This is a genomic window from Aquabacterium sp. A08 (assembly GCF_011742065.1).
In genome coordinates this window covers 24,881-46,801 of record NZ_JAAQQT010000639.1, presented here as the reverse complement: position 1 = coordinate 46,801, position 21,921 = coordinate 24,881, and the positions used below count along the sequence as shown (strand labels likewise).

The window sequence follows — 21,921 nt, the reverse complement described above, 5'->3', positions numbered from 1 at the left end:
TGCAGCAGCTGCCAGCCGGCGCGCAGGATCTCCTCCACGCTGTCCTTGTGCTGCGCGTCCAGCCGGGGGTCGAGGTCCAGCGTCTGGGCGTAGCCCAGCATCAGGTTGAGCGGGGTGCGCAGTTCGTGCCCCATGTGGGACAGGAAGGCCGGCTGGTGCTGCGCCAGCGCGTGGCTGGCCACGGCCTGCAGCTGGCCCAGCGCGGCCTGTTTGTCGGCCAGGCTGGAATGGAGTTCCAGCATGCGCTGGCTGCTGGCGCGCAGGGCCAGCAGCAGGGCGGCATTGCGCGCGGCCTGCAGCAGCGCTTGGCGCTGTTGCGGTGTCAGCTGGCGTGGCACGGTGTCCAGGGCGCAGGCGGTGCCCAGCGGCAGCCCGGCCTCGTCGTGCACCACCGCGCCGGCGTAAAAGCGGATGAACGGCGCCCCAGTCACCAGGGGGTTGTCGGCGAAGCGCGGGTCTTTCAGCGCGTCGGGCACCTCCAGCAGCTCCGCCTCGCTCAAAGCGTGGCCGCAGAACGACACCCGGCGCGGCGTTTCGCTCAGCGCCACGCCGCGCCGCGCCTTGAACCACTGGCGGTCCGCGTCCACCAGGGTCACCAGCCCCATCGGCACCTGGCATTGCTGGCAGACGAAGTCCACGACCTGGTCGTAGGCCGCCTCGGCGGCCGTGTCCAGGATGCGCAGGGCGTGCAGGGCGGCCAGCCGTTCGGCTTCGCGGGGCAGCTCAGGCGGTGCTTGCATGTGGGACCTTCGGGTGTGGGGCGGCGGTGGGCGCCAGGGGCAGGGTGATCCAGAAGGTGCTGCCCAGCCCCGGCTGGCTGCGCACGCCGATGGTACCGCCCATCAGTTCCAGCAGTTGCCGGGTGATGCACAGCCCGATGCCGGTGCCTTCGATGCTGGCGCCGTCGGTGTCCAGCCGCTGGAAGGGCTTGAACAGGTCGTCCATGCGTTCGGGCGGGATGCCCCGACCGGTGTCGCTCACCTCCAGCCGCAGCTGGCCCCGGGGCCCGGCTTGCAGCGCCACCACCACCTGCCCATCGGCGCGGTTGTACTTCACCGCGTTGGTCAGCAGGTTGAGCAGCACCTGGCGCAGCCGCAGCGCGTCGGCCCACAGCACGGCGGTGGGGGCTTCGGGCAGGTGCAGCGTCACGCCGTGGCGCTCGGCCAGGCCGCGCACCAGCTGCTCGCAGTCGCGCAGGGTGTTGGCCAGGGGCACCGGCTCCAGCGACATCTCCACCTTGCCGGTGTTGATCTTGGCCAGGTCCAGCACGTCGTTGATCAGCTCCAGCAGGTGCCCGCCGGCCTGCAGGATTTCGGCCACGTTGTCCTGTTGCAGCGGGGTCAGCTCGGGGTCGATCTGCAGCATCTGGCCAAAGCCCAGGATGGCGTTCATCGGGGTGCGCAGCTCGTGGCTCATGGTGGTCAGGAAGCGGTCCTTGCTGCGCGAGGCGGCCTCGGCGGCTTCGCGCGCCTCGGCCAGGTCCAGTTCGTGGCGTTTGCGGCTGTCGATGTCCTGCACCGTGCCGTAGAGCCGTTCGCAGCGCCCCTCGTGCCACTCGGCGTTGCCGATGTGTCGCACCCACAGCTCGCGGCCGTCGGCGGTGACGATGGTCAGCTCCAGGTCCCAGCCCTGGCCGTGCCGCAGGGCGCGCCCGGCCGCCAGGCGCAGGGCATGGACCTGGCGCACGCGGCCCAGCGCATCGCTGAGGCCAAGCGCGGTGCCACTGGGCACACCAAAGATCTGGCAGGTCACCGGCGACCAGTGCACCTGCGCGCTGCCCACCTCGTGGTCCCAGGTGCCAATGCCGGCGGCCCGGTTCGACATCTCCAGCGCCTGCTGGGTGTTGCGCAGCAGCTTTTCGTCGGCCTTGCGCGCGGTGATGTCGTGGCTCATGCAGACGATGCGGCGGATGTGGCCGTGGCTGTCCAGCACCGGGGTGACGGTGCTGTCGAGCCAGTAGAGGTGGCCGTCGCGGGCACGGTTGCAGACCTCGCGCCGCCACGGCCGGCCGCTGCGCATGTGGGCCCACAGGTCGTCCCAGAATTCCCGGGGGTGCACGCCGGAGCGCAGCAGCCGGTGGTCCTGGCCGATGAGCGCCTCCGCCGGGTGGCCGCTGATGCGGGCAAAGGCCTCGTTGACCCGGGTGATGGTGCCGGCGCTGTTGGTTTCGGCGTACACGCTGTGCTCGGTCATGGCGCGCGCGAACGAGGCCAGTTCGCTGCGCAGTTCCTGGCGCCGGCGGCGGTTGTGGGTTTCCTCGGTGATGTCGCTGAGCAGGCCGACGAACACGTCCTGTGGCGGCAGCCGGGCCTGCCCGACCGACAGCCGCACCGCCAGCCGGCGGCTGTCCGCCTTGAGCAGCAGCAGTTCGCGCACGCCGGGCCGGATCAGGCCCAGCGGGTCGGGGTCGGGCGCGTCGGTGTCGGTGCACAGCCAGCTGTGCAGCCGGCGCTCGGGCAGGCCGTCAGCGGGCAGTCCCAGCAGCTCGCGGGCCCGCACGTTGGCCGTCAGCAGCCGGCCTTGGGCGTCGAAAGTCACCAGGCCGTCGAGCGCGTTGTCCAGAATGGCCGCAAAGCGGTGTTCCTTGTCGGACAGGGCCTGCACGGTCTGACGGTAGGCCAGCCAGGTGGCGCTGCCCCCCGCCACCAGCAGCACCAGCAGGAACACCAGCAGGGTTTGCGACAGGCGGATCGGGTCGGTGCCCACCTGCAGCGACGCCAGCACGTGGTGCATGCCCAGCAGCGAGAGGTAGTGGCTCAGCACCAGCCCCGCCCCCGCCACCCCCCCGGCCAGCAGGTCGCGCTTGAGCAGCTGGCCGGTTGACCGGCCCAGCGTGCCGCGCCCCAGGCGCAGCCAGAAGGCCCAGCCAAAGCCCAGACCCGACAGCAGCAGCGGCGGCAGGTCGTGCCAGCCCAGCAGCGCCGTCCAGGGGGTGCCGGCGGCGGCCACCGCGCCGATGTGGCTGCCCAGCATGCCGGCGCTGATCAGCAGCCCGGCGGTGGCGCAGCGCCGGTACGACACCGGCGGCGCCGCCAGCCGGTCCAGGCCCAGCCAGGCCGCGGCCACGGTGGGCACGATCGACAGCAGCAGCCCGCCGTCGTCGGCCGGCAGGGCCGTGCCCTGCAGCCCCAGGGCAAACGCCCCCAACAGGTGCACCACCCACAGGCCGGTGCCCAGGGTCAGCGCCGCGCTCAGGTGGGCCAGGCGCGCCTGCAGCGGCACCGCGGCCTTGTGGGCCAGGCCGGTGATCTGCATCACCAGCACGCAGGCGGTGACGGCGGCCAAGGCCGACAGCGCCACCAGCCAGCCGTCCGGGCTGGGGGCCGGGTGGGGCAGTGACAGTGCGTCGGTCAGCGTCCAGGCCATGGCGCGGGTCAGCGGGGCCGGCGCTCGTAGGTCACGAAGGCAAAGGCCAGCCCGTCGTCGCTGCGGTGGCGCTCGCGGGCGGTTTCGGTCCAGTCCGGCCCCAGGGTGGGGGCGTGGGCGTCGCCGTCGTACACGCGGTCGATTTCGGTCACCAGCGCCCGCTGCGCCAGCGGTTCGGCTTGGGCGTAGATTTGTGCGCCGCCCATGACCCAGACCTCGGCCGGGGCGGGCGTTTGAGCGCGGCACCGGGCCAGGGCCGCCTCCAGGCTGTCCACGGGCACGGCGCCTTCGGCCTGCAGCGCCGCGGCGCGCTGGGGGTCGCGCGTCAGCACCAGATTCAGGCGGCCGGGCAGGGGCCGAAAGCGCGCCGGCAGCGACTCCCAGGTGGCCCGCCCCATGACGACCGGGCAGCCTTGGGTGTGGCGCCTGAAGTGCGCCAGGTCTTGCGGCAGGTGCCAGGGCATGGCGTTGTCCCGGCCGATGACGCCGTTGGCGGCGCGGGCGTAGATGAGGTTGATGCGCATGGCGGCCCAGCATAGCAGCCCCGCCCCGCCGTGGCTGGCCGGGGGGTATGGTCCGTCCTGGCCCATCCGCCGCCACCGCCCGGCCCGGTTTGGGCACAATGCCCGCATGCCGAACACCACCGCCGCCTTTCCCTTTTGTGCCTGGCTGGGCCTGCGTCACCCCGTGGTCCAGGCGCCCATGGCCGGCTCGCAGGACAGCGCGCTGGCGTTGGCCGTGTGCGCCGCTGGCGGCCTGGGCTCCCTGCCCGCCGCCACCCTGAGCCTGGACGCTTTGCGTGCCGAACTGCAGCGCTTGCAGGCGCAGGCGGCCGGCCCCTACAACGTCAACTTCTTCTGCCACCGCCCGCCCACGCACGACGCGGCGCGCGAAGCCGCCTGGCACCGGGCTCTGGCGCCGTTCTGCGCCGAGGCCGGTCTGCCGCCGCCCAGTGGCCCGGCCGTGGCGGCGCGCGCCCCCTTCAGCGCCGCCGCCGCCGAGCTGCTGGCCGCCTTCCGCCCCCCGGTGGTGAGTTTTCACTTTGGCTTGCCCGAGCCGGCGTTGCTGGCGCAGGTCAAGGCCTGGGGGGCCAAGGTGCTAGCCAGCGCCACCACGGTGGACGAGGCGCGCTGGCTCGAAGCCCACGGCGCCGACGCCGTGATCGCCCAGGGGCTGGAGGCCGGCGGCCACCGCGGCCTGTTCCTTACCGACGACCTGACCACCCAGCTGGGCACCTTCGCCCTGCTGCCCCAGGTGGTGCGCGCGGTGCGGGTGCCGGTGATCGCGGCCGGGGGCATTGTGGACGCCGCCGGCGTGGCCGCCGCGCAGGCCCTGGGCGCAGCCGGCGTGCAGGTGGGCACCGCCTACCTGCTGTGCCCCGAGGCCACCCCCACGCCGCTGCACCGCCAGGCGCTGCGGTCCGACGCGGCACAGCACACCGCGCTGACCAACCTGTTCACCGGGCGACCGGCGCGCGGCATCGTCAACCGCGCCATGCGCGAACTGGCCGCCGGCACGGTGGGCCTGAACCCGCTGGCCCCGGCGTTTCCGCTGGCGGCCAGCGCCATGGCGCCCTTGCGCGCCGCCGCCGAAAGCGCGGGCCGCAGCGACTTCACCCCGCTGTGGGCGGGCCAGGGCGCGCCCGCCTGCCGCCCCCTGCCGGCGGGCGCGCTGACCCAGGCACTGGCCAGCGGCTGGCGGACCTGAGCGCCGGCCGCGCCACGGCGGGCCGCTTCGGCGTGCCCGACCGTCGCCCGGCGGTGCCTGTCGCTAAAATGAAGGGTTAGCCCAGCCGGTGCCCGTGCGCCGCTGCGCCGGCCCCTCAACCCCGACCCCCCGCGTGGTGCCGCCACGCCGCAGCCGACCATGACCCAGCCTTCCGCGACACCCGTGGCCTCCGTGGCCGAGATCCGCAAGACCTTCCTGGACTTCTTCGCCGCCAAGGGCCACACCGTGGTCGCGTCCAGCCCGCTGGTGCCCGGCAACGACCCGACACTGATGTTCACCAACAGCGGCATGGTGCAGTTCAAGGACGTGTTCCTGGGCACCGACAAGCGCAGCTACGTGCGCGCCGCTTCCGTGCAGGCCTGCCTGCGCGCCGGTGGCAAGCACAACGACCTGGAAAACGTGGGCTACACCGCCCGCCACCACACCTTCTTCGAGATGCTGGGCAACTGGTCCTTCGGCGACTACTTCAAGCGCGAATCGCTGAAATGGGCCTGGGAACTGCTGACCGAGGTCTACCAGCTGCCGGCCGAGCGCCTGCTCGCCACCGTGTACGCCGAGGACGACGAGGCCTACGACATCTGGACCCAGGAAATCGGCCTGCCGCCCGAGCGCGTCATCCGCATTGGCGACAACAAAGGCGGCCGCTACAAGTCCGACAACTTCTGGATGATGGCCGACACCGGCCCCTGCGGCCCGTGCTCGGAAATTTTCTACGACCACGGCGACCACATCCCCGGCGGCCCCCCGGGCAGCCCGGAAGAAGACGGCGACCGCTTCATCGAGATCTGGAACAACGTGTTCATGCAGTTCGAGATGCACGAAGACGGCTCCGTCACCCCGTTGCCCGCCCCCTGCGTGGACACCGGCATGGGCCTGGAGCGCCTGGCGGCCATCCTGCAGCACGTGCACAGCAACTACGAAATCGACATCTTCGACGCGCTCATCCAGGCCGCCGCCCGCGAAACCGGCTGCAGCGACCTGGCCAACCCGTCGCTGAAGGTGATCGCCGACCACATCCGCGCCACCGCCTTCCTGATCAGCGACGGCGTGATTCCGTCGAACGAAGGCCGCGGCTACGTGCAGCGCCGCATCGTGCGCCGCGCCATCCGCCACGGCTACAAGCTGGGGCGCAAGGCACCGTTCTTCCACAAGCTGGTGCCCGACCTGGTGCGCCTGATGGGCGCGGCCTACCCGAACCTGGCGGCACAAGCCCAGCGCATCACCGAGGTGCTGAAGGCCGAGGAAGAGCGCTTTTACGAGACGCTGGAAAACGGCATGCAGATCCTGGACGCCGCGCTGGCCGACGGCGCGAAGGTGCTGCCCGGCGACGTGGCCTTCAAGCTGCACGACACCTACGGCTTCCCGCTCGACTTGTCGGCCGACGTGTGCCGCGAGCGCGGCCTGGGCGTGGACGAGGCCGGCTTCAAAGCCGCCATGGAAAAGCAAAAAGCCCAGGCCCGCGCCGCCGGCAAGTTCAAAATGGACAAGGCGCTGGACTACACCGGTGCCGGCAACACCTTCGTCGGTTACGAGCAGCTGGCCACCCAGGCCAAGGTGCTGGCCCTGTACGTGGACGGCACCCCGGTGGCCGAACTGAAGCACGGCCAGACCGGTGTGGTGGTGCTGGACACCACGCCCTTCTACGCCGAAAGCGGCGGCCAGGTGGGCGACCAAGGCGCGCTGACCAGCGGCTCGGCCCGCTTCGCGGTCGAAGACACCCTGAAGATCAAGGCCGATGTCTTCGGCCACCACGGCGTGCTGGAACAAGGCACCCTGGCCGTGGGCGACCACGTGGCCGCCGAGGTGGACACCGCCCTGCGCGCCGCCACCGTGCGCAACCACAGCGCCACCCACCTGATGCACAAGGCCCTGCGCGAAGTGCTGGGCGGCCACGTGCAGCAAAAAGGCTCGCTGGTCAACGCCGAGCGCACCCGCTTCGACTTTGCCCACAACGCCCCGGTGACCGACGCCGAAATCCGCCAGATCGAGGCCATCGTCAACGCCGAAATTCTGGCCAACGCCGCCGCGCAGGCGCGGGTGATGGACATCGAAAGCGCCCAGAAGACCGGCGCCATGATGCTGTTCGGTGAGAAATACGGTGAGACGGTGCGGGTACTCGACATCGGCTCCAGCCGCGAACTGTGCGGCGGCACCCACGTGCAGCGCACCGGCGACATCGGCCTGTTCAAGGTGGTGGCCGAAGGCGGCGTGGCCGCCGGTGTGCGCCGCATCGAAGCCGTGACCGGCGCCAACGCTTTGGCCTACCTGCAAAGCCTGGAAGCCACCGTGAGCGAAGCCGCCGGTGCCCTCAAAGCCCCCGCCGCCGAACTGACCGGCCGCGTCGCGCAGACGCTGGAGCAGATCAAGGCGCTGGAAAAGGAAGTGGCCGCCTTGAAAGGCAAGCTGGCGTCCGCCCAGGGCGACGAGCTGCTGGGTCAGGCGGTGGACGTGAAAGGCCTGAAAGTGCTGGCCGCGAAGCTGGACGGCGCCGACGCCAAGGTGCTGCGCGAGACCATGGACAAGCTCAAGGACAAGCTGAAAACCGCCGCCATCGTGCTGGCCGCCGTGGACGGTGGCAAGGTACAGATCGCCGCCGGTGTGACCGCCGACAGCGTGGGCAAGGTCAAGGCCGGCGAACTGGTGAACTTTGTGGCCCAGCAGGTGGGCGGCAAGGGCGGCGGCAAGCCCGACATGGCCATGGCCGGCGGCACCGACGCCGCGGGCCTGCCCCAGGCCCTGGCCAGCGTGCAAGGGTGGGTGGCCGAGCGGGTGTGATCGCCGCAGTCTGCCCCGGCTGAATGCCCAAGCCGCAACGTCTGAGCGTTGCGGCTTTTTTATCAAACATCCCCCAAACAGGGGATGTTCAAAGTGCTGACAAGTTGAAACAATCCACGAAGTTTTAACACGGTGGAGTAAATAAATGAAAGTAGGGCTTTTCCTGCTGGCTGTCGCAGCAATCACTGCAGGTTGTGCGGCACCCGCTCGCTTCGATTTCGTAAAAGAAGGAGCATCAGATCACCAGCGTACAGATGCTCGTTCTGAATGTGACTACCAAATTCGGTTGAACAAAACGCCTGCTCATGAACAAGAAGAATTGCGCAGACTTTGTATGCAAGGCAAGGGGTATCGTTTGAAACGAATCAATTGAGAGCAGGTGCTCCTCAGCATCCCGATTGATAATATCTCAGTTTTACTGGCGCTGGTTTCAGAAGAGAAGTCGCCCAAACTGAAGGGCGATTTGGGTATTGGCAAAAGCAGTTTGGGCTTGAATTCTGAGATAAGTTGACGGTATGGCGTCTTTGCTACGCATTCCTCCGTACCCACCGCCCCAGCGGTGCCTCCACCCAGCGTTCGAACGCCCCGCCGAGCAGCACGCTCACGCCCCACACCGCCAGGAACAGCGCCACCCCGGCCACGGCGCCGTGCAACTCCCAGGCCGCGAACAGCGCGTTGCCCAGCAGCAGCACCGGGAAGTGCACCAGAAACAGCGCGTACGACGAGCGCCCCAGCACCTGCAGCGCGGCGCCCAGGCCGCAGGGCAAGGGCAGGCGCCAGGCCCAGCGCTGCACGGTGGCCAGCCACAGGGCCACGGCCAGCGCCAGGGCGATGCGGTGCCGGAATTCCAGCAGCAGGGCCAGCGTGCCCAGCACGACCAGGCCGGCGAGCCACGCGCCCCGGGCCCACGCCTGTGGCCATTGCCCGGACCAGCGCGCCATCACCCCCAGCCCGTAGGCGCCGAAGAAGTAGATCGACCAGTCGTCCAGCCCAGGGGCGCGGTTCCACCACAGCAGGGAGGCGGCCGCGGCCCCCAGCACCAGCACCTGCGCCGGCCACGCCTGCCCGCCGCGCTGGCCCAGCCACAGCAGCAGCGCCAGCAGCGCGTACAACTGGAAGTCGATGGCCACGTACCAGATGCCGGCCGACAGCGCTTCCACCCCCATCACCTCCTGCAGCAGCAGGGCGTGGGCCAGCCATTCGTCCAGCGAGGGGGGCTCGGGCACCAGGTCGCCGCTCAGCCAGGGGCGGGACACGGCCGCAGCCGCCATGGCCAGCGCCAGCGCCACCAGGAACGGCGGGGCCAGCCGCAGGTAGCGCCGCCACAGGCTGAGCCCCAGCGCCGACACGCCGCCCGCCATGGCCGGCATCAGGCTGGGCACGGCCAGGTAGCCGCCCAGCACCAGGAACACCTGCACCGCCATGCGGCCGTAGCCGTAGAGCCAGTCCATCAGGGCCGGGGCGGCGTGTTCCATGGCCTCGGCCACCGGCCCGTAGGCCGACAGGTGGTGCAACACGATGGTTTGCGACGCCAGCACCTTGAGCGCGTCGATGCCGGGTTGGCGGGCGGTGGTCACGGTGCGTCCGGCCAGCGCAGGCAACGCGCGCTCTCGAAGCGCCGGGGCGCGCCGGTCACCGGGTCGGTGAAGGCGATGGCCTGGGCCAGCAGGCGCAGCGGGTTGGTAAAGTCTTCGGCCTCGCCCGGTGCGCGCCGCACCACCGGGTAGAACTGGTCGCCCGCCATCGGCAGGCCCAGGCCGTTCAGGTGCACGCGCAACTGGTGGCGTTTGCCGCTCACGGGTTCCAGCCGGTAGCGCGCCCACGGGCCGCGCTGCTCCAGCAGGTGGATGTGGGTTTCGCTGTTGTCGGGCAGGCCTTCGTGCGGCGCGGCTTCGCGCATTTTGTAGAAGGCGTCCTCGCACTCCAGGATGTGGCTGCGGCGCGTCTGCGGCCAGGCCAGGTGCGGCGCAGCGGGGGCGATGGCTTCGTAGGTTTTGGCTATGTGCCGTTCGCGGAACAGGCGCTGGTAGGCGTCGCGGTCTTGCGGGCGCACGCTGAACACCACCAGCCCGGCGGTTTCGCGGTCGATGCGGTGCAGCGGGCTGAGGTTGGGCAGGTTCAGCCGTCTTTTCAGGCGCACCAGCAGGCTCTGCTGCACGTAGCGCCCACCGGGAGTGACGGGCAGAAAGTGCGGTTTGTCGGCCACCACCAGGTGTTCGTCCTGGAACACCACCGTTTCCTCGAACGGAATGACCGGCTCCTGCGGCAGCGCGCGCCAGTAGTACACGCGGGCGCCGTTCTCGTAAGGGGCTTCGGGTGGCAAGGGCAAGCCGTCGTCGCCCACCACCTCGCCGGCTTGCATGCGCTGCAGCCATTCGGTGCGCGGCACGCGCGGCAGGCGCTCGGCCAGAAAGTCCAGCAGCGTGGGCCAGGGCGCCACGCGCATGCGCGGCAGCGCCACGCAACTGGGCGAGACCCCGTCGCGCATGGGGATGGACGCGTTTTTGGGCACGTGGGCCATGGTGGCTTTTGGGGGCGCGGTCAGCGCAGGAAGCGGGCGCGCACCCGCAGGTCCGGCCCCACGGGCGTCACCTCGTGGAAAGCCAGCTTGGGCCCTTGGTCCAGTTCGGTGAACGGGCCGATGTTCGCCAGCCCGGCGCCGGGGCCCAGCAATTGCGGCGCCAGGTAGAGCAGCAGTTCGTCCACCAGCCCTTCGCGCAGAAAGGAGCCGTTGAGCTTGTGGCCGGCCTCCAGGTGCAGTTCGTTCACGCCACGCCGGGCCAGGTCGGCCAGCATGGCGGCCAGGTCCACCTTGGCGTGCGCTCCCGCAGCGCCGGGGGCACCGGGACAGTCCACCACGGTGGCGCCTGCTTGCGCCAGCGCGGCGCGCTGGGCGGCGGTGGCGGGCGGGTCGCTGGCGGTGTAGATCAACACCTCGCCCGGCGGCGGCAGAATGCGCGCGGCTGGCGCGATCTCCAGCCGGGAGTCCACCACCACCCGCAGCGGCTGGCGCGGGGTGGGCACCAGCCGCACATCGAGCCGGGGGTCGTCTTCCAGCACGGTGCCGATGCCCGTCAGCACGGCCGATGCGCGCCGGCGCCAGGCGTGGCCATCGGTGCGGGCGGCTTCACTGGTGATCCACTGGCTCACGCCGTTGGCCAGCGCGGTGGTGCCGTCGAGCGACGCCGCAATTTTCAGGCGCACCCAGGGCCGGCCGCGTTCCATGCGGCTCAAAAAGCCGATGTTCAGCTCGCGGCTGGCCACGGCCAGGGGGTGTTGCGGGTCCAGCAGGTGCACGTCAATGCCAGCGGCGCGCAGCCGCGCCAGCCCTTGGCCGCCCACCAGCGGGTTGGGGTCGGGCAGGGCCACGACCACACGCCCCACCTGGGCGGCGATCAGCGCGTCGCAGCAGGGCGGGGTGCGGCCGTGGTGGCTGCAGGGTTCCAGCGTGACCAGGGCGGTGGCCCCACGCAGGTCGGCCCCAGAGGCCTGGGCGGCGCGCAGCGCCACCACTTCGGCGTGTGCGCCACCGGCTGCTTGGGTGTGCCCCTCAAACACCTGCCCGTTGCGGGTGACCAGCCGGCACGCCACCCGCGGGTTCGGGTCGGACAGGCCGATGGCCTGGGCCGCCAACGCGTCCAGGCCGTCCAGCCACTCGGGCGGGCAGGGGGCGGGGGAGGGGGCGTTCATGTCAGCGCGCCGTGCGGCCGGGGGCGGCGCGGTTCAGGCCGGGCGGCGGAACACCAGGTCCCACACGCCGTGGCCCAGGCGCAGGCCCCGGTTCTCGAACTTGGTCAGCGGCCGGTACTCGGGCTTGGGTGCGTAGCCGCCCAGGCCGGCGTCGGTGGCGGTGTTGGCCAGCAGCGGCTCGGCGGTCAGCACCTCCAACATCTGCTCGGCGTAGGGCTGCCAGTCGGTGGCGCAATGGATGTAACCACCGGGCTTGAGCCGGCTCACCAGCTTGGCCACCAGCGGCGGCTGGATCAGGCGGCGCTTGTTGTGCTTCTTTTTGTGCCAGGGGTCGGGGAAGAAGATGTGCACCCCGTCCAGCGTACCCTCGGGCAGCATGTGGTCCAGCACCTCCACCGCGTCGTGCTGCAGGATGCGGATGTTGGCAATCGCCTGCTCGCCGATGCGTTTGAGCAGCGCGCCCACGCCGGGCTCGTGCACTTCGCAGCACAGGAAGTTCTCGTCCGGGCGCACCCGGGCGATGTGCGCCGTGGCTTCGCCCATGCCAAAGCCAATTTCCAGAATCAGCGGCGCGCTGCGGCCGAAGGCGGCGGGTGCGTCCAGCGCCTGCGGCGCGTAAGGCAGCAGAAAACGCGGCCCCAGGTCGGCAAAGGCCTTGGCCTGGCCGGTGGTGGTGCGGCCCGCGCGCTTGACGAAGCTCTTGATGGTTTTGGGGTGCGGCACGCCCTGGGGCGCACCGGCCGCGTCGGCGGGCGGCTGGTGGGGGGCGGTGTCGCCCGGGGTGGGGGATGGGGTAGCGTTCACAGCCCGGCATTGTAGGCACCCGGGCCGTTGCTGGCCATGTGCCGGCTGGCCACCATGGCGGCGCACGCGGGCGGCGCGGGGGTCAGGTCAGCGCCGCCCGCCGGGCCCAGTGCTCGGTCCAGGCGGCCAGCGCCGCTTCCACCGGGCCGTGCTGGGCGGGCAGGTGCAGCGCCCGGGCGGCGGCGTTCAGGGCGGCCAGCGGGTCGCGCACGTCCAGCGGCGGGGCGCCGTGTTGCTTCGAGAGTTTTTCGCCGTCCGCACCGCGCACCAGCGGGGTGTGGCGGTAGCGCGGCGTGGGCAGGCCCAGCGCCCGCTGCAGCAGGATTTGCCGTGCGGTGTTGTCGGCCAGGTCCTCGCCACGCACCACATGGGTGATGCCCTGGTCCGCATCGTCCACCACCACCGCCAGCTGGTAGGCCCACAGGCCGTCGGCGCGGCGCAGCACGAAGTCGCCCACGGCCTGGGCCACGTCCTGGTGCTGCGCGCCCAGGCGCGCGTCGTGCCAGCGCAGGGGCGTGGCGCTGCCGGTGGCGGCCAAGGCCGCCGGCACGTGCAGCCGCCAGGCGCGCGCGGGGCGGCCCTGCAGCCCGCCGCGTTCCGGGCGGCAGGTGCCGGGGTAGGGCCGTTCCACGTGCCGTTCGTGCGCCCAGCCCTGGGCCGCCAGCGCCTGTGCAATGTCCTTGCGGGTGCAGGCGCAGGGGTAGGCCAGCCCCGCAGCCACCAGTCGGTCCAGCGCGGCCTGGTACAGCGCGCCGCGCCGCGATTGCCAGCACACCGGCCCGTCGGGGTGCAGGCCCAGCGCGGCCAGTTGCTGCAGGATCTGCGCGTCGGCCCCCGGCACGCAGCGGCCCGCGTCCACGTCCTCGATGCGCACCCGCCAGACGCCGTGGTGGGCGCGGGCGTCCAGCCAGCTGGCCAGCGCCGCCACCAGCGAGCCCGCGTGCAAGGGCCCGGTGGGCGAGGGCGCGAAGCGCCCGTGGTAGCCGGCGGGCCGCGCCGTCATGCCATGGCGAGTGCCAGTTCCAGGCCCGACACGAAAGCGTTTTCCACCCGGTACCCCAGGCACCAGTCGCCGCACAGGCCCAGGCCCTGGCGCGCGTCCCACAAGAAGGGCAGGCCCAGCGGGGTTTGCGTTTGCGCGTAGCGCCAGCGGTGCACCGCGGCGTGCCCGGGCTGGGCGCGGATGCCGGTGATCTCGGCAAAACCCTTGAGCAGTTTGGCCGTCACGCGCTCGGCGTCGTCTTCCAGGTGTTCGGCCGACCAGGCCGGGCTGGCCTGGACCGTCCAGCGCTCCACCGGGCTGCGGCCGGGTTTGCTGGTTTCCCGCGCCAGCCAGCGGATGCGGTGGTGGTCGCCGCGCGCGGCGTGCCAGCGCGGCCCAAAGCCCGCGGCACCGGCCTGCGTCGCCTGGGGAAAGGCGACCATCAGCGTCCAGCAGGGGGCCACCGCCACCGCGTCCAGCTGGGTCTGCCAGGCTGGGGCCAGGCCGCTGTCGCGCAGCAGCGCCTGGGCCTGGGGGTGCGGCACGGCCAGCACCACCTGGTCAAAGCCGCCATGCACCTGCTGGGCGCCTTGCGGGCCTTGGGTGCGCAGCTGCCAGCGCAGGGGCGAGACGGCGTCGGCCTCCAGCCGCGTGACCTGGGTTTCGAGCACGGTCTGGGCGTTCAGGCTGCCGTCGGCCAGGGGCGCGGCCCAGGTTTTCACCAGTGCGTTCATGCCGGGGGTGGCCACCCAGTGGGCCTCGCGCGGGGGTGGGGCGCTGGCCATGGTCTGGCCCAGGTGGTCCAGCACGCGCACGGTGTTCACCCGCCACGGGGCGGTCAGGCCGGGCACCGTGTCCAGCGCCTGCTGGAAGCGCGGGTCGCGCACGGTGAAGAACTGGGCGCCGTGGTCGAAGCCGCCGAAGTCGCTGCGGCGGGTGGCCATGCGACCGCCGGCGCCCCGGCTTTTCTCGAACAGGGTGACGCGGTGGCCGGCCTGCACCAGGGTGCGGGCGCAGGCCACGCCGGCCATGCCGGCCCCGACGACGGCGATGTGGCGGGGTTCAGCAGGGGAGGCGCTGGGAGCGGTGCGGCGGCGCGGTGCGGGCATGGTGGGGGTCTCCAGGGCGGTGTGTGCAGCCACTGTACCAGCCCTGCGGGCCTCAGCGGGCGTGGTGGTTGTGCAGCAGGGCGTGTCGGGTGGCGGGTCGGGCCAGCTGGGCGGTCCACCAGGCCAGGGCGCGGCCCGCTTGGCCGCTGCCGCGGCGCCCACCGGGGGCCGCGTGGCCGCGCCAGGCGTAGCTGGGGCGGTACAGGCGCGCCGGCAGCGTGGTGGCCTTCACCACCAGCCGGCCCGCGTCCACAAACGGTTGCACCAGCGGCAGCGGCAGCGAGCCGCAACCCAGGCCGCGCAGTTGCGCCTCCAGCTTGTGCTGCATTGTGGGCACGGTCAGCACGTCCTGGCCGGGCAGCAGGCCAAAGGTCAGGCCGCTGCCGCGCTGGGTCGAATCGGCCACCGCCACCACCCGGTGGGGTTGCAGGTCGGCGGGGGTCAGCGCTTCGGTGGCCTGGGCCAGCGGGTGGTGCGGCGCCACCACAAACACGAATTGCACCTCGCCCAGCGGCGCGCTGTGCAGACCCTGGGCGTTCACGCTGTCCAGCGTCACCCCCAGCGCCAGGTCGGCCTGGCCGGTCAGCAGCGTCTCCAGCGTCCCCGACAGGGTTTCGGCCCGCAGCCGCAGCCGGGTGGGCGCACCCAGTTCGTAAAACGCCTCGCACAGCTCGAACAGGGTGGTGCGCGAGACGATGGCGTCGGCGGTGATGGTCAGCTGCGGCTCCCAGCCGGTGGCGATGCGCTTGACGCGCTGGGCCACCGCGTCCAGTTCCAGCAGCAGGTGCTCGCTCACGCGCAGCAGCTCGGCGCCGGCGGGGGTGAGCTGGGCGCGGCGCGCGTGGCGGTCGAACAGCAACACGTCCAGCGCCTCCTCCACCTGGCGCACCCGGTAGGTCAGGGCGCTGGGCACCAGGCCCAGTTCGCGCGCGGCCGCGGCCATGCTGCCGGCGCGTGCCACGGTGCCGATCAGGGTGAGGTTTTCGGGTGACAGGGCGGCGCGCTGTTTTTGCATGCAAGGGTCTGGAGTGTTCAGTATTTTTGAATCATGCCAGCAAACCGCTGCGCCGTCACCCCGGCCGCCGCGGGCTACAGTGGAGTCCTCGCCACCCCACACCGGAGACCGCCATGATGCAACTGCGCCGCTCGCAAGAGCGTGGCCACGCCGACCACGGTTGGTTGCAAAGCCACCATTCCTTTTCCTTCGCCGACTACTTCGACCCCGCCTTCATGGGCTGGGGCAACCTGCGCGTCATCAACGAAGACCGCATCGCTCCGGGCACCGGCTTTGGCACCCACGGCCACCGCGACATGGAAATCGTCAGCTACGTGCTGGCCGGCAACCTGGCCCACCGCGACAGCCTGGGCAACGTGCAGGGCATCCCCCCCGGCGAGGTGCAGCGCATGAGCGCCGGCCGTGGCGTGACGCACAGCGAGTTCAACCACGCCCCGAACCAGACCACGCATTTCCTGCAGATCTGGATCGAACCGAGCGAGCGCGGCATCGACCCCGGCTACGAGCAAAAAGCCTTTGCCGAGGCCGACAAACGCGGCCGCCTGCGCCTGGTGGCCGCGCCCGACGGCGCCGACGGCGCGGTGACCCTGCACGCCGATGCGCGCCTGTACGCCGGCCTGTTCGACGGCCCGGAAACCGCCGAACTGGCCCTGGATCCGGCCCGCAAGGCCTACGTGCACCTGGTGCGCGGCCGCCTGCGCGCCAACGGCCAGCCGCTGAGCGCTGGCGATGCGCTGATGCTCCAGGACGAATCGTCCCTGCGGCTCGACCAGGGCTGTGAGGCCGAAGTGCTGGTGTTCGACCTGGCCCCCTGAATTTTTCACCCCCTCGGCCCGCCCGGGCCCTTCCCTTGCAGGAGTTGTTTCCATGACCCAAGTCGTTGTTGTTTACCATTCCGGCTACGGCCACACCCAGCGCGTGGCCCAGCTCGTGGCCGAAGGCGCCCAAGCCGAGCTGCTGCCCATCGACGCCGACGGCAACCTGCCCGACGGCGGCTGGGACACGCTGAACGCGGCCGACGCCATCATTTTCGGCACCCCCACCTACATGGGCGGCCCGAGCTGGCAGTTCAAGAAGTTTGCCGACGCGTCGTCCAAGGCCTGGTTCGGTCGCGCCTGGCAGGACAAGGTGTTCGGCGGTTTCACCAACAGCGCCAGCCTGAACGGCGACAAGGGCGCCACGCTGATCCAGCTCCAGACCCTGGCGTCGCAACACGGTGGGCTGTGGGTCAGCCTGGGGCTGCTGCCGGCCAACACCCTGGCCGCCACCCGCCAAGACGTCAACAACCTGGGCGGCTCGGTCGGCCTGTTGGTGCAGTCGCCGTCCGACGCCGGCGCCGACAAAATCCCCCAAGGCGACCTGGACACCGCCCGCCTGTACGGCGCGCGGGTGGCCGCGGTGGCGGCCAAGTTGCGCGGCTGACCTGACCTAGGCTGGGCCGCGGTGATGCGTCTCGTGCCCGGCGACGGGGTCGCCCCGGGCTTGGCCTGCCGGCCCCCTGCGCCAGGGGGGGCCTCTACAATCCCCGGATGTTTGTCCACCTGCGCCTGCACACCGAATTTTCCGTGGTCGATGGGACCACCCGCGTTGACGAAACGGTGGAGGCCGCCGCGGCCGATGGCCAGCCGGCCCTGGCCATCACCGACCTGAGCAACCTCTTCGGCGCGGTCAAGTTCTACAAGGCCGCGCGCGGCGCCGGCGTCAAGCCGGTGATCGGTGCCGAGGTGTTTGTGCAGGGCCTGGGCGGCGAGGTCGCCCCCGGCGCGTCGGTGCAGGCGCAGAGCCTGCCGCGCCTGCTGCTGCTGGTGCAAAGCCACCCGGGCTACCTCAACCTGTGCGAGCTGCTGGCGCGCGCCTGGACGCGCAACGTGGTGCGCGACCAGGCCGGCGTCAAGTGGGAGTGGTTGCAGGAGCTGAACGACGGGCTGATCGTGCTGTCCGGCGCCCACAGCGGCCCGGTGGGCCAGGCCCTGCTGGCCGGCGACGAGGCCAAGGCCGCCGACCTGGCGCTGCAACTGGCCGGCGCCTTTCCGCACCGTTTCTACATCGAACTGCAACGTGCCGGCCGCCCCGATGACGAACGCCACGTGGCCGCCGCCGTGCCCCTGGCCGCTCGGCTCAAGCTGCCGGTGGTGGCCACCCACCCGGTGCAGTTCCTGGGCCCGGACGACTACGAAGCCCACGAAGCACGTGTCTGTATCGCCGAAGGCGAAATCCTGGGCAACCACCGCCGGGTGCGCAAGTTCACCCGCGACCAGTATTTCAAGTCGTCCGAAGAAATGGCCGCGCTGTTCGCCGATGTGCCCAGTGCCCTGGCCAACACGGTGGAAATCGCCAAGCGCTGCAACCTCACGCTCACGCTGGGCAAGCCGCAGTTGCCCAACTTCCCCATTCCGCCGGTCGATGGCGTGGTGATGTCGGTGGAGGACTACTTCCGCCACGTCTCGCACGAGGGATTGAAGGCGCGCCTGATCCACCTCTATCCGGACGAAGCCCAGCGCGAAGCCGAGCGCCCGCGCTACGTGGAACGGCTGGAGTTCGAGCTCAACACCATCCTCAAGATGGGCTTCCCGGGCTACTTCCTCATCGTGGGCGACTTCATCCAGTGGGCCAAGGAAAACGGCTGCCCGGTGGGGCCGGGCCGGGGTTCCGGCGCCGGTTCGCTGGTGGCCTACGCGCTGCTCATCACCGACCTGGACCCGCTGCAGTACAACCTGCTGTTCGAGCGCTTCCTGAACCCGGAGCGGGTGTCCATGCCCGACTTCGACATCGACTTCTGCCAGACCAACCGCGACCGCGTCATCGATTACGTCAAGGACAAGTACGGCAAGGACGCGGTGAGCCAGATCGCCACCTTCGGCACCATGGCGGCGCGTGCGGCCATCCGCGACGTGGGCCGGGTGCTGGACTTTGCCTACGGCTTCTGCGACGGCATTTCCAAGCTCATTCCCAACAAGCCGGGCATGAGCGTGACGCTGCAGTACCCGCCCGACCCGCCCAAGCCCGGCGACAAGAACAACTACGCGATCGCCATGGAGCCGGTACTGGCCGAGCGCATCCAGAAAGAGGAAGAGGTCAAGCAGCTGATCGAGCTGGCGCAGAAGCTCGAAGGCATGACGCGCAACATCGGCATGCACGCCGGGGGGGTGCTGATCGCGCCCGGCAAGCTGACGGATTTCTGCCCGCTGTACCAGCAGCCAGGCAGCGAATCGGCCGTCAGCCAGTACGACAAAGACGACGTGGAGGCCGTGGGCCTGGTGAAGTTCGACTTCCTGGGCCTGGCCACGCTGACCATTCTGGAACTGGCCAAAGAATTCATTCTGCGGCGCCACCCCAGCCAGGCCGGCTTTGCGTTCGAGAACATCCCGCTCGACGACAAAGCCACCTACAAACTGTTTCAGGACGGCAAGACCGAAGCGGTGTTCCAGTTTGAAAGCCGCGGCATGCAGGGCATGCTGCGCGACGCCAAGCCCACCCGGCTGGAAGACCTGATCGCCCTGAACGCGCTGTACCGCCCGGGCCCGATGGACCTGATCCCCAGCTTCGTGGCGCGCAAACACGGCCGCGAAGAAGTGGAGTACCCGCACCCGGCGGTGGCCGACATGCTGTCCGAGACCTACGGCATCATGGTCTACCAGGAGCAGGTGATGCAGACCGCGCAGATCCTGGGCGGCTACAGCCTGGGTGGCGCCGACCTGCTGCGCCGCGCCATGGGCAAGAAAAAGGCCGAGGAAATGGCCGAGCACCGCGAGAAGTTCCGCGCCGGTGCCCTGGCCACCCACGGCATCGGCCAAGACAAGGCCGACGAGGTCTTCGACCTGATGGAAAAGTTCGCGGGCTACGGCTTCAACAAGTCGCACGCCGCCGCCTACTCGCTGCTGGCCTACCACACCGGCTGGCTCAAGGTCCATTTCACGGCGGAGTTCTTCTGCGCCAACATGACCATCGAAATGGACGACACCGACAAGCTCAAGGTGTTGTTCGAGGACGCGCTCAAGTTCGGCATCACCTTCGAGGCGCCCGACGTGAACCGCGGCACCTACCGCTTCGAGCCGGTCAGCGACAAGGTCATCCGCTACGGCCTGGGCGCCGTCAAGGGCACCGGCCAGCAGGCCATTGAAGCCATCGTGGCGGCCCGCGAGGGCAAGGGCGTGGGCCCGGCCGGCGACACCGTGGGCCCGTTCAAGAGCCTGTTCGACTTCTGCAACCGGGTGGACCGCAGCCGCCTGAACAAGCGCACGGTGGAGGCACTGATCAAGGCCGGCGCCTTCGACCATTTCGACCTCAACCGCGCGGCGCTGCTGGCCTCGGTGGAGCGGGCCTTCGACTACGCCAACGCCCAGCAGGCCAACGCCAACCAGGGCGGCCTGTTCGACATGTTCGGTGCCGACGACCACGGCGCCAGCACCCAGGAACCCGACCTGGTGGACATGCTGCCCTGGGGCATCAAGGAACGCCTGACGCACGAGAAAACCGCCATCGGCTTCTACCTCAGCGGCCACCTGTTCGACGAGGTGGAGCGCGAGGTGCGCCGCTTCGCCCGCACCCCCATCGGTGACGTGGTGGACAGCCGCGACCCGGTGCTGCTCGCCGGCATCGTCACCGACCTGCGCATCATCAATGGCCAGCGCGGCAAGGTCGCCATTTTCAAGCTGGACGACAAGACCGGCACGCTGGAAGCCACCGCCGATGAAGCCCTCATCAACCAGCACAAAAACCTGCTGAAGGACGACGAACTGGTGCTGGCCCAGGTGCTGGCGCAGCCGGACCGCTTCTCGGGCGGCTTGCGGCTCAAGGTGCAGCAATTGTGGGATTTGGGCGCGGCGCGTTGCCGCTTTGGCAAATACCTGCGCGTGGCGGTCAATGGCCAGGCGCCCGACGTGGCGGCGCTGTTGCGCGAGTTCCCGGCCAAGCGCGAGATGAGCGAGCAGGGCGAACTGGTGCGCGGCCTGCCGGTGCGCCTGCAGGTGCTGCGCGGGACCGCGCGCTGCGACATCCAGCTGGGCGAGCAGGCGCTGGTGTTCCCGTCGGACGCGGCCCTGGCCGCCTGGAAGGCCCAGGCCCACGAGCGCCGCGCCGAAATCGTGTTCGACTGACCCCGCGCCCGAGCGGTTGTTCAGTCCTGCGGCCGGAAGCCCAGGATCAGCGTGCCGGGCACCCGGCCGTTCTCGTCCTGCGGCAGTTTGCCGGTGCGTTCCACCGCGCGCAGCACCGCGTTGTCCCACGCCGGGTGGCCGCTGGACTGCAGCAAGCGGCTGCCCACGATGGTGCCGTCGGGCAGGGTTCTGACCTCCACCTCGGCACGCGGGTTGCCGGCCACGGCGTCGGCGAAGACGATGTTGGGGCGGATGCGTGCCACCAGCTTGCCCGCGTAGCCGGCCGACGGCCCGCTGGACTGCTGGGCCGTGCCGCGCGCACCCGCCGACCCGGTGGCCCCGGCCTGCCCCATCATGCGGGCCAGGTTTTTCTGGCGTTCGGCCTCCAGCAAGGCGTCTTGTTTGGCGGCCTCGGCCTTGGCGCGCGCCGCTTTGTCGCGCGCCAGCTGGGCGGCTTTTTCTTGGTCTGCCTTGGCTTGGGCCGCCCGCTCCTGGGCCTGCCGCTCCCGGCGTTCCTGCTCCCGCCGTTTGTGTTCCGCCTCACGCGCCAGCGCCTGTTGCCGGGCTTGCTCCTCGCGCGCCTTTTTCTGTTGTTGGGCCAGGGCGATGTCGGCGTCGCGCCGCGCCTGCGACACGTCGGGCGGGGGCGGTTCGGCGGGCCGCGGCTTGGGGGCGGGGGCCGGCGCAGGCGTCGGTTCCGGCGCCACCAGCTTGGGCGCCGCCACCTGCGGCAGGCGCGACCACAGCTCGGCCTCGGCCACCACCACCGTGTCGGTCTGCCAGCCCACACCCCAGGTCAGGGCCAGCACCAGCAGCGCGTGCACGCCCAGAGCCCAGCCCAGCGGGCCGCGCCAGCGGCCGCCGTCGGGCGGGTTCAGGTCCAGGGTGTCGGCGGTGGCCTGCATCGCCTGGGGTCAGCGGCCGGGTTGCACCGACAGGCCCACGCGGGCCACGCCGGCCACCTGCAAGGCGTTCATGGCCTGCACCACCACCTCGTACTGCACCGCCTTGTCGGCGCTGATGATGACCGGTGCCGGGCCTTCGCCCGCGGCTGGGGTGCCTTGCAGCGCTTGCACCCGGCCCACCAGGTTGGCCGCGGTCACCGGCTCGCCCGGGCCGGGGCTGCCCCCTTCCTTCACCGCGGTCCGGCCTTCCTTGTCGATCAGCACCTCGACAAAGCGCTTGGGCGGCGCCGCGCTCTTGCCCACGCTGGGCAGCTCGATCTGGCTCGGTGCGAGCATCGGCGCAGTCACCATGAAGATGATCAGCAGCACCAGCATCACGTCAATGAACGGCACCATGTTGATGTCGTTCATCGTGCGGCGGCCTTTGCCGCGAGAGGCGAGGGCGGGCATG

At 70.8% G+C, this 21,921-nt stretch carries 19 protein-coding genes; 7 read left to right on the top strand and 12 right to left on the bottom strand.

What is annotated here, in order from left to right; genetic code table 11:
* The 3 genes from HA630_RS13635 to HA630_RS13625 form a co-directional block, all read right to left on the bottom strand.
* Positions 1-740, bottom strand: a 740-nt coding sequence (locus tag HA630_RS13635; protein ID WP_166835354.1) for a GAF domain-containing protein, incomplete at its 3' end; no start/stop codon positions are given.
* A complete protein-coding gene (locus HA630_RS13630) occupies positions 724-3,366 on the bottom strand; it encodes an ATP-binding protein (protein ID WP_166833879.1) in 2,643 nt (880 codons plus the stop codon). The genes HA630_RS13635 and HA630_RS13630, both read right to left, overlap by 17 nt.
* An 8-nt stretch (positions 3,367-3,374) precedes the next feature.
* Positions 3,375-3,890, bottom strand: a complete 516-nt coding sequence (locus HA630_RS13625) for a dihydrofolate reductase (RefSeq protein ID WP_166833877.1) — start codon at positions 3,888-3,890, stop codon at positions 3,375-3,377.
* A gap of 106 nt (positions 3,891-3,996) precedes the next feature.
* On the opposite strand from HA630_RS13625, the gene HA630_RS13620 reads away from it, so the two are divergent.
* The 4 genes from HA630_RS13620 (at position 3,997) to HA630_RS24760 (ending at position 8,380) form a co-directional block, all read left to right on the top strand.
* Positions 3,997-5,073, top strand: coding sequence for a nitronate monooxygenase family protein (locus HA630_RS13620; RefSeq protein WP_166833875.1), 1,077 nt, complete (start codon positions 3,997-3,999; stop codon positions 5,071-5,073).
* 159 nt (positions 5,074-5,232) lie between these two features.
* On the top strand, positions 5,233-7,869 hold the full coding sequence (gene alaS / locus HA630_RS13615; RefSeq protein ID WP_166835352.1) for an alanine--tRNA ligase: 2,637 nt from the start codon (positions 5,233-5,235) through the stop codon (positions 7,867-7,869).
* 145 nt (positions 7,870-8,014) lie between these two features.
* Positions 8,015-8,242: a hypothetical protein gene (locus tag HA630_RS13610; RefSeq protein WP_166835350.1), complete on the top strand. Its 228-nt coding sequence runs from the start codon at positions 8,015-8,017 to the stop codon at positions 8,240-8,242.
* 6 nt (positions 8,243-8,248) lie between these two features.
* A complete protein-coding gene (locus HA630_RS24760; protein WP_256368641.1) occupies positions 8,249-8,380 on the top strand; it encodes a hypothetical protein in 132 nt (43 codons plus the stop codon).
* A gap of 16 nt (positions 8,381-8,396) precedes the next feature.
* Here the strand turns inward: HA630_RS24760 and HA630_RS13605 are convergent, their stop codons facing one another.
* The 7 genes from HA630_RS13605 to HA630_RS13575 form a co-directional block, all read right to left on the bottom strand.
* Positions 8,397-9,446 carry an acyltransferase family protein gene (locus HA630_RS13605; protein ID WP_166835348.1) on the bottom strand — a complete coding sequence of 350 codons (1,050 nt, stop codon included), beginning with the start codon at positions 9,444-9,446 and terminating at the stop codon, positions 8,397-8,399.
* Entirely contained in the window at positions 9,443-10,390 is a 948-nt protein-coding gene (locus HA630_RS13600; RefSeq protein WP_166834682.1) for a pseudouridine synthase, read from the bottom strand. Before HA630_RS13600 ends, HA630_RS13605 begins: the two co-directional genes overlap by 4 nt.
* A gap of 20 nt (positions 10,391-10,410) precedes the next feature.
* The gene (ribD, locus tag HA630_RS13595) at positions 10,411-11,559 is read right to left on the bottom strand and encodes a bifunctional diaminohydroxyphosphoribosylaminopyrimidine deaminase/5-amino-6-(5-phosphoribosylamino)uracil reductase RibD (protein ID WP_166834680.1); all 1,149 of its coding nucleotides are present in this window, start codon (positions 11,557-11,559) and stop codon (positions 10,411-10,413) included.
* A gap of 33 nt (positions 11,560-11,592) precedes the next feature.
* A complete protein-coding gene (gene trmB, locus HA630_RS13590) occupies positions 11,593-12,363 on the bottom strand; it encodes a tRNA (guanosine(46)-N7)-methyltransferase TrmB (protein WP_166834678.1) in 771 nt (256 codons plus the stop codon).
* Between the two features lie 82 nt (positions 12,364-12,445).
* Complete coding sequence (gene gluQRS, locus HA630_RS13585; protein ID WP_166834676.1) at positions 12,446-13,366, bottom strand: tRNA glutamyl-Q(34) synthetase GluQRS; 921 nt, start codon at positions 13,364-13,366, stop codon at positions 12,446-12,448.
* Positions 13,363-14,454, bottom strand: coding sequence for an NAD(P)/FAD-dependent oxidoreductase (locus HA630_RS13580; protein ID WP_166834674.1), 1,092 nt, complete (start codon positions 14,452-14,454; stop codon positions 13,363-13,365). Before HA630_RS13580 ends, gluQRS begins: the two co-directional genes overlap by 4 nt.
* 52 nt (positions 14,455-14,506) lie before the next feature.
* Complete coding sequence (locus HA630_RS13575; RefSeq protein WP_166834672.1) at positions 14,507-15,469, bottom strand: LysR family transcriptional regulator; 963 nt, start codon at positions 15,467-15,469, stop codon at positions 14,507-14,509.
* Positions 15,470-15,582: 113 nt separating this feature from the next.
* Between HA630_RS13575 and HA630_RS13570 the strand changes: the two genes are divergently transcribed.
* The 3 genes from HA630_RS13570 (at position 15,583) to dnaE (ending at position 20,565) form a co-directional block, all read left to right on the top strand.
* A complete protein-coding gene (locus HA630_RS13570; protein WP_166834670.1) occupies positions 15,583-16,284 on the top strand; it encodes a pirin family protein in 702 nt (233 codons plus the stop codon).
* 52 nt (positions 16,285-16,336) lie between these two features.
* A complete protein-coding gene (locus HA630_RS13565; protein ID WP_166834668.1) occupies positions 16,337-16,891 on the top strand; it encodes a flavodoxin family protein in 555 nt (184 codons plus the stop codon).
* Between the two features lie 107 nt (positions 16,892-16,998).
* Complete coding sequence (gene dnaE / locus HA630_RS13560; RefSeq protein WP_166834666.1) at positions 16,999-20,565, top strand: DNA polymerase III subunit alpha; 3,567 nt, start codon at positions 16,999-17,001, stop codon at positions 20,563-20,565.
* A 20-nt stretch (positions 20,566-20,585) separates the two neighbouring features.
* Here the strand turns inward: dnaE and tolA are convergent, their stop codons facing one another.
* Positions 20,586-21,470 carry a cell envelope integrity protein TolA gene (gene tolA, locus HA630_RS13555; RefSeq protein WP_166834664.1) on the bottom strand — a complete coding sequence of 295 codons (885 nt, stop codon included), beginning with the start codon at positions 21,468-21,470 and terminating at the stop codon, positions 20,586-20,588.
* Positions 21,471-21,479: 9 nt separating this feature from the next.
* A complete protein-coding gene (locus tag HA630_RS13550) occupies positions 21,480-21,920 on the bottom strand; it encodes a biopolymer transporter ExbD (protein ID WP_166834662.1) in 441 nt (146 codons plus the stop codon).
* Position 21,921: the final 1 nt, after the last annotated feature.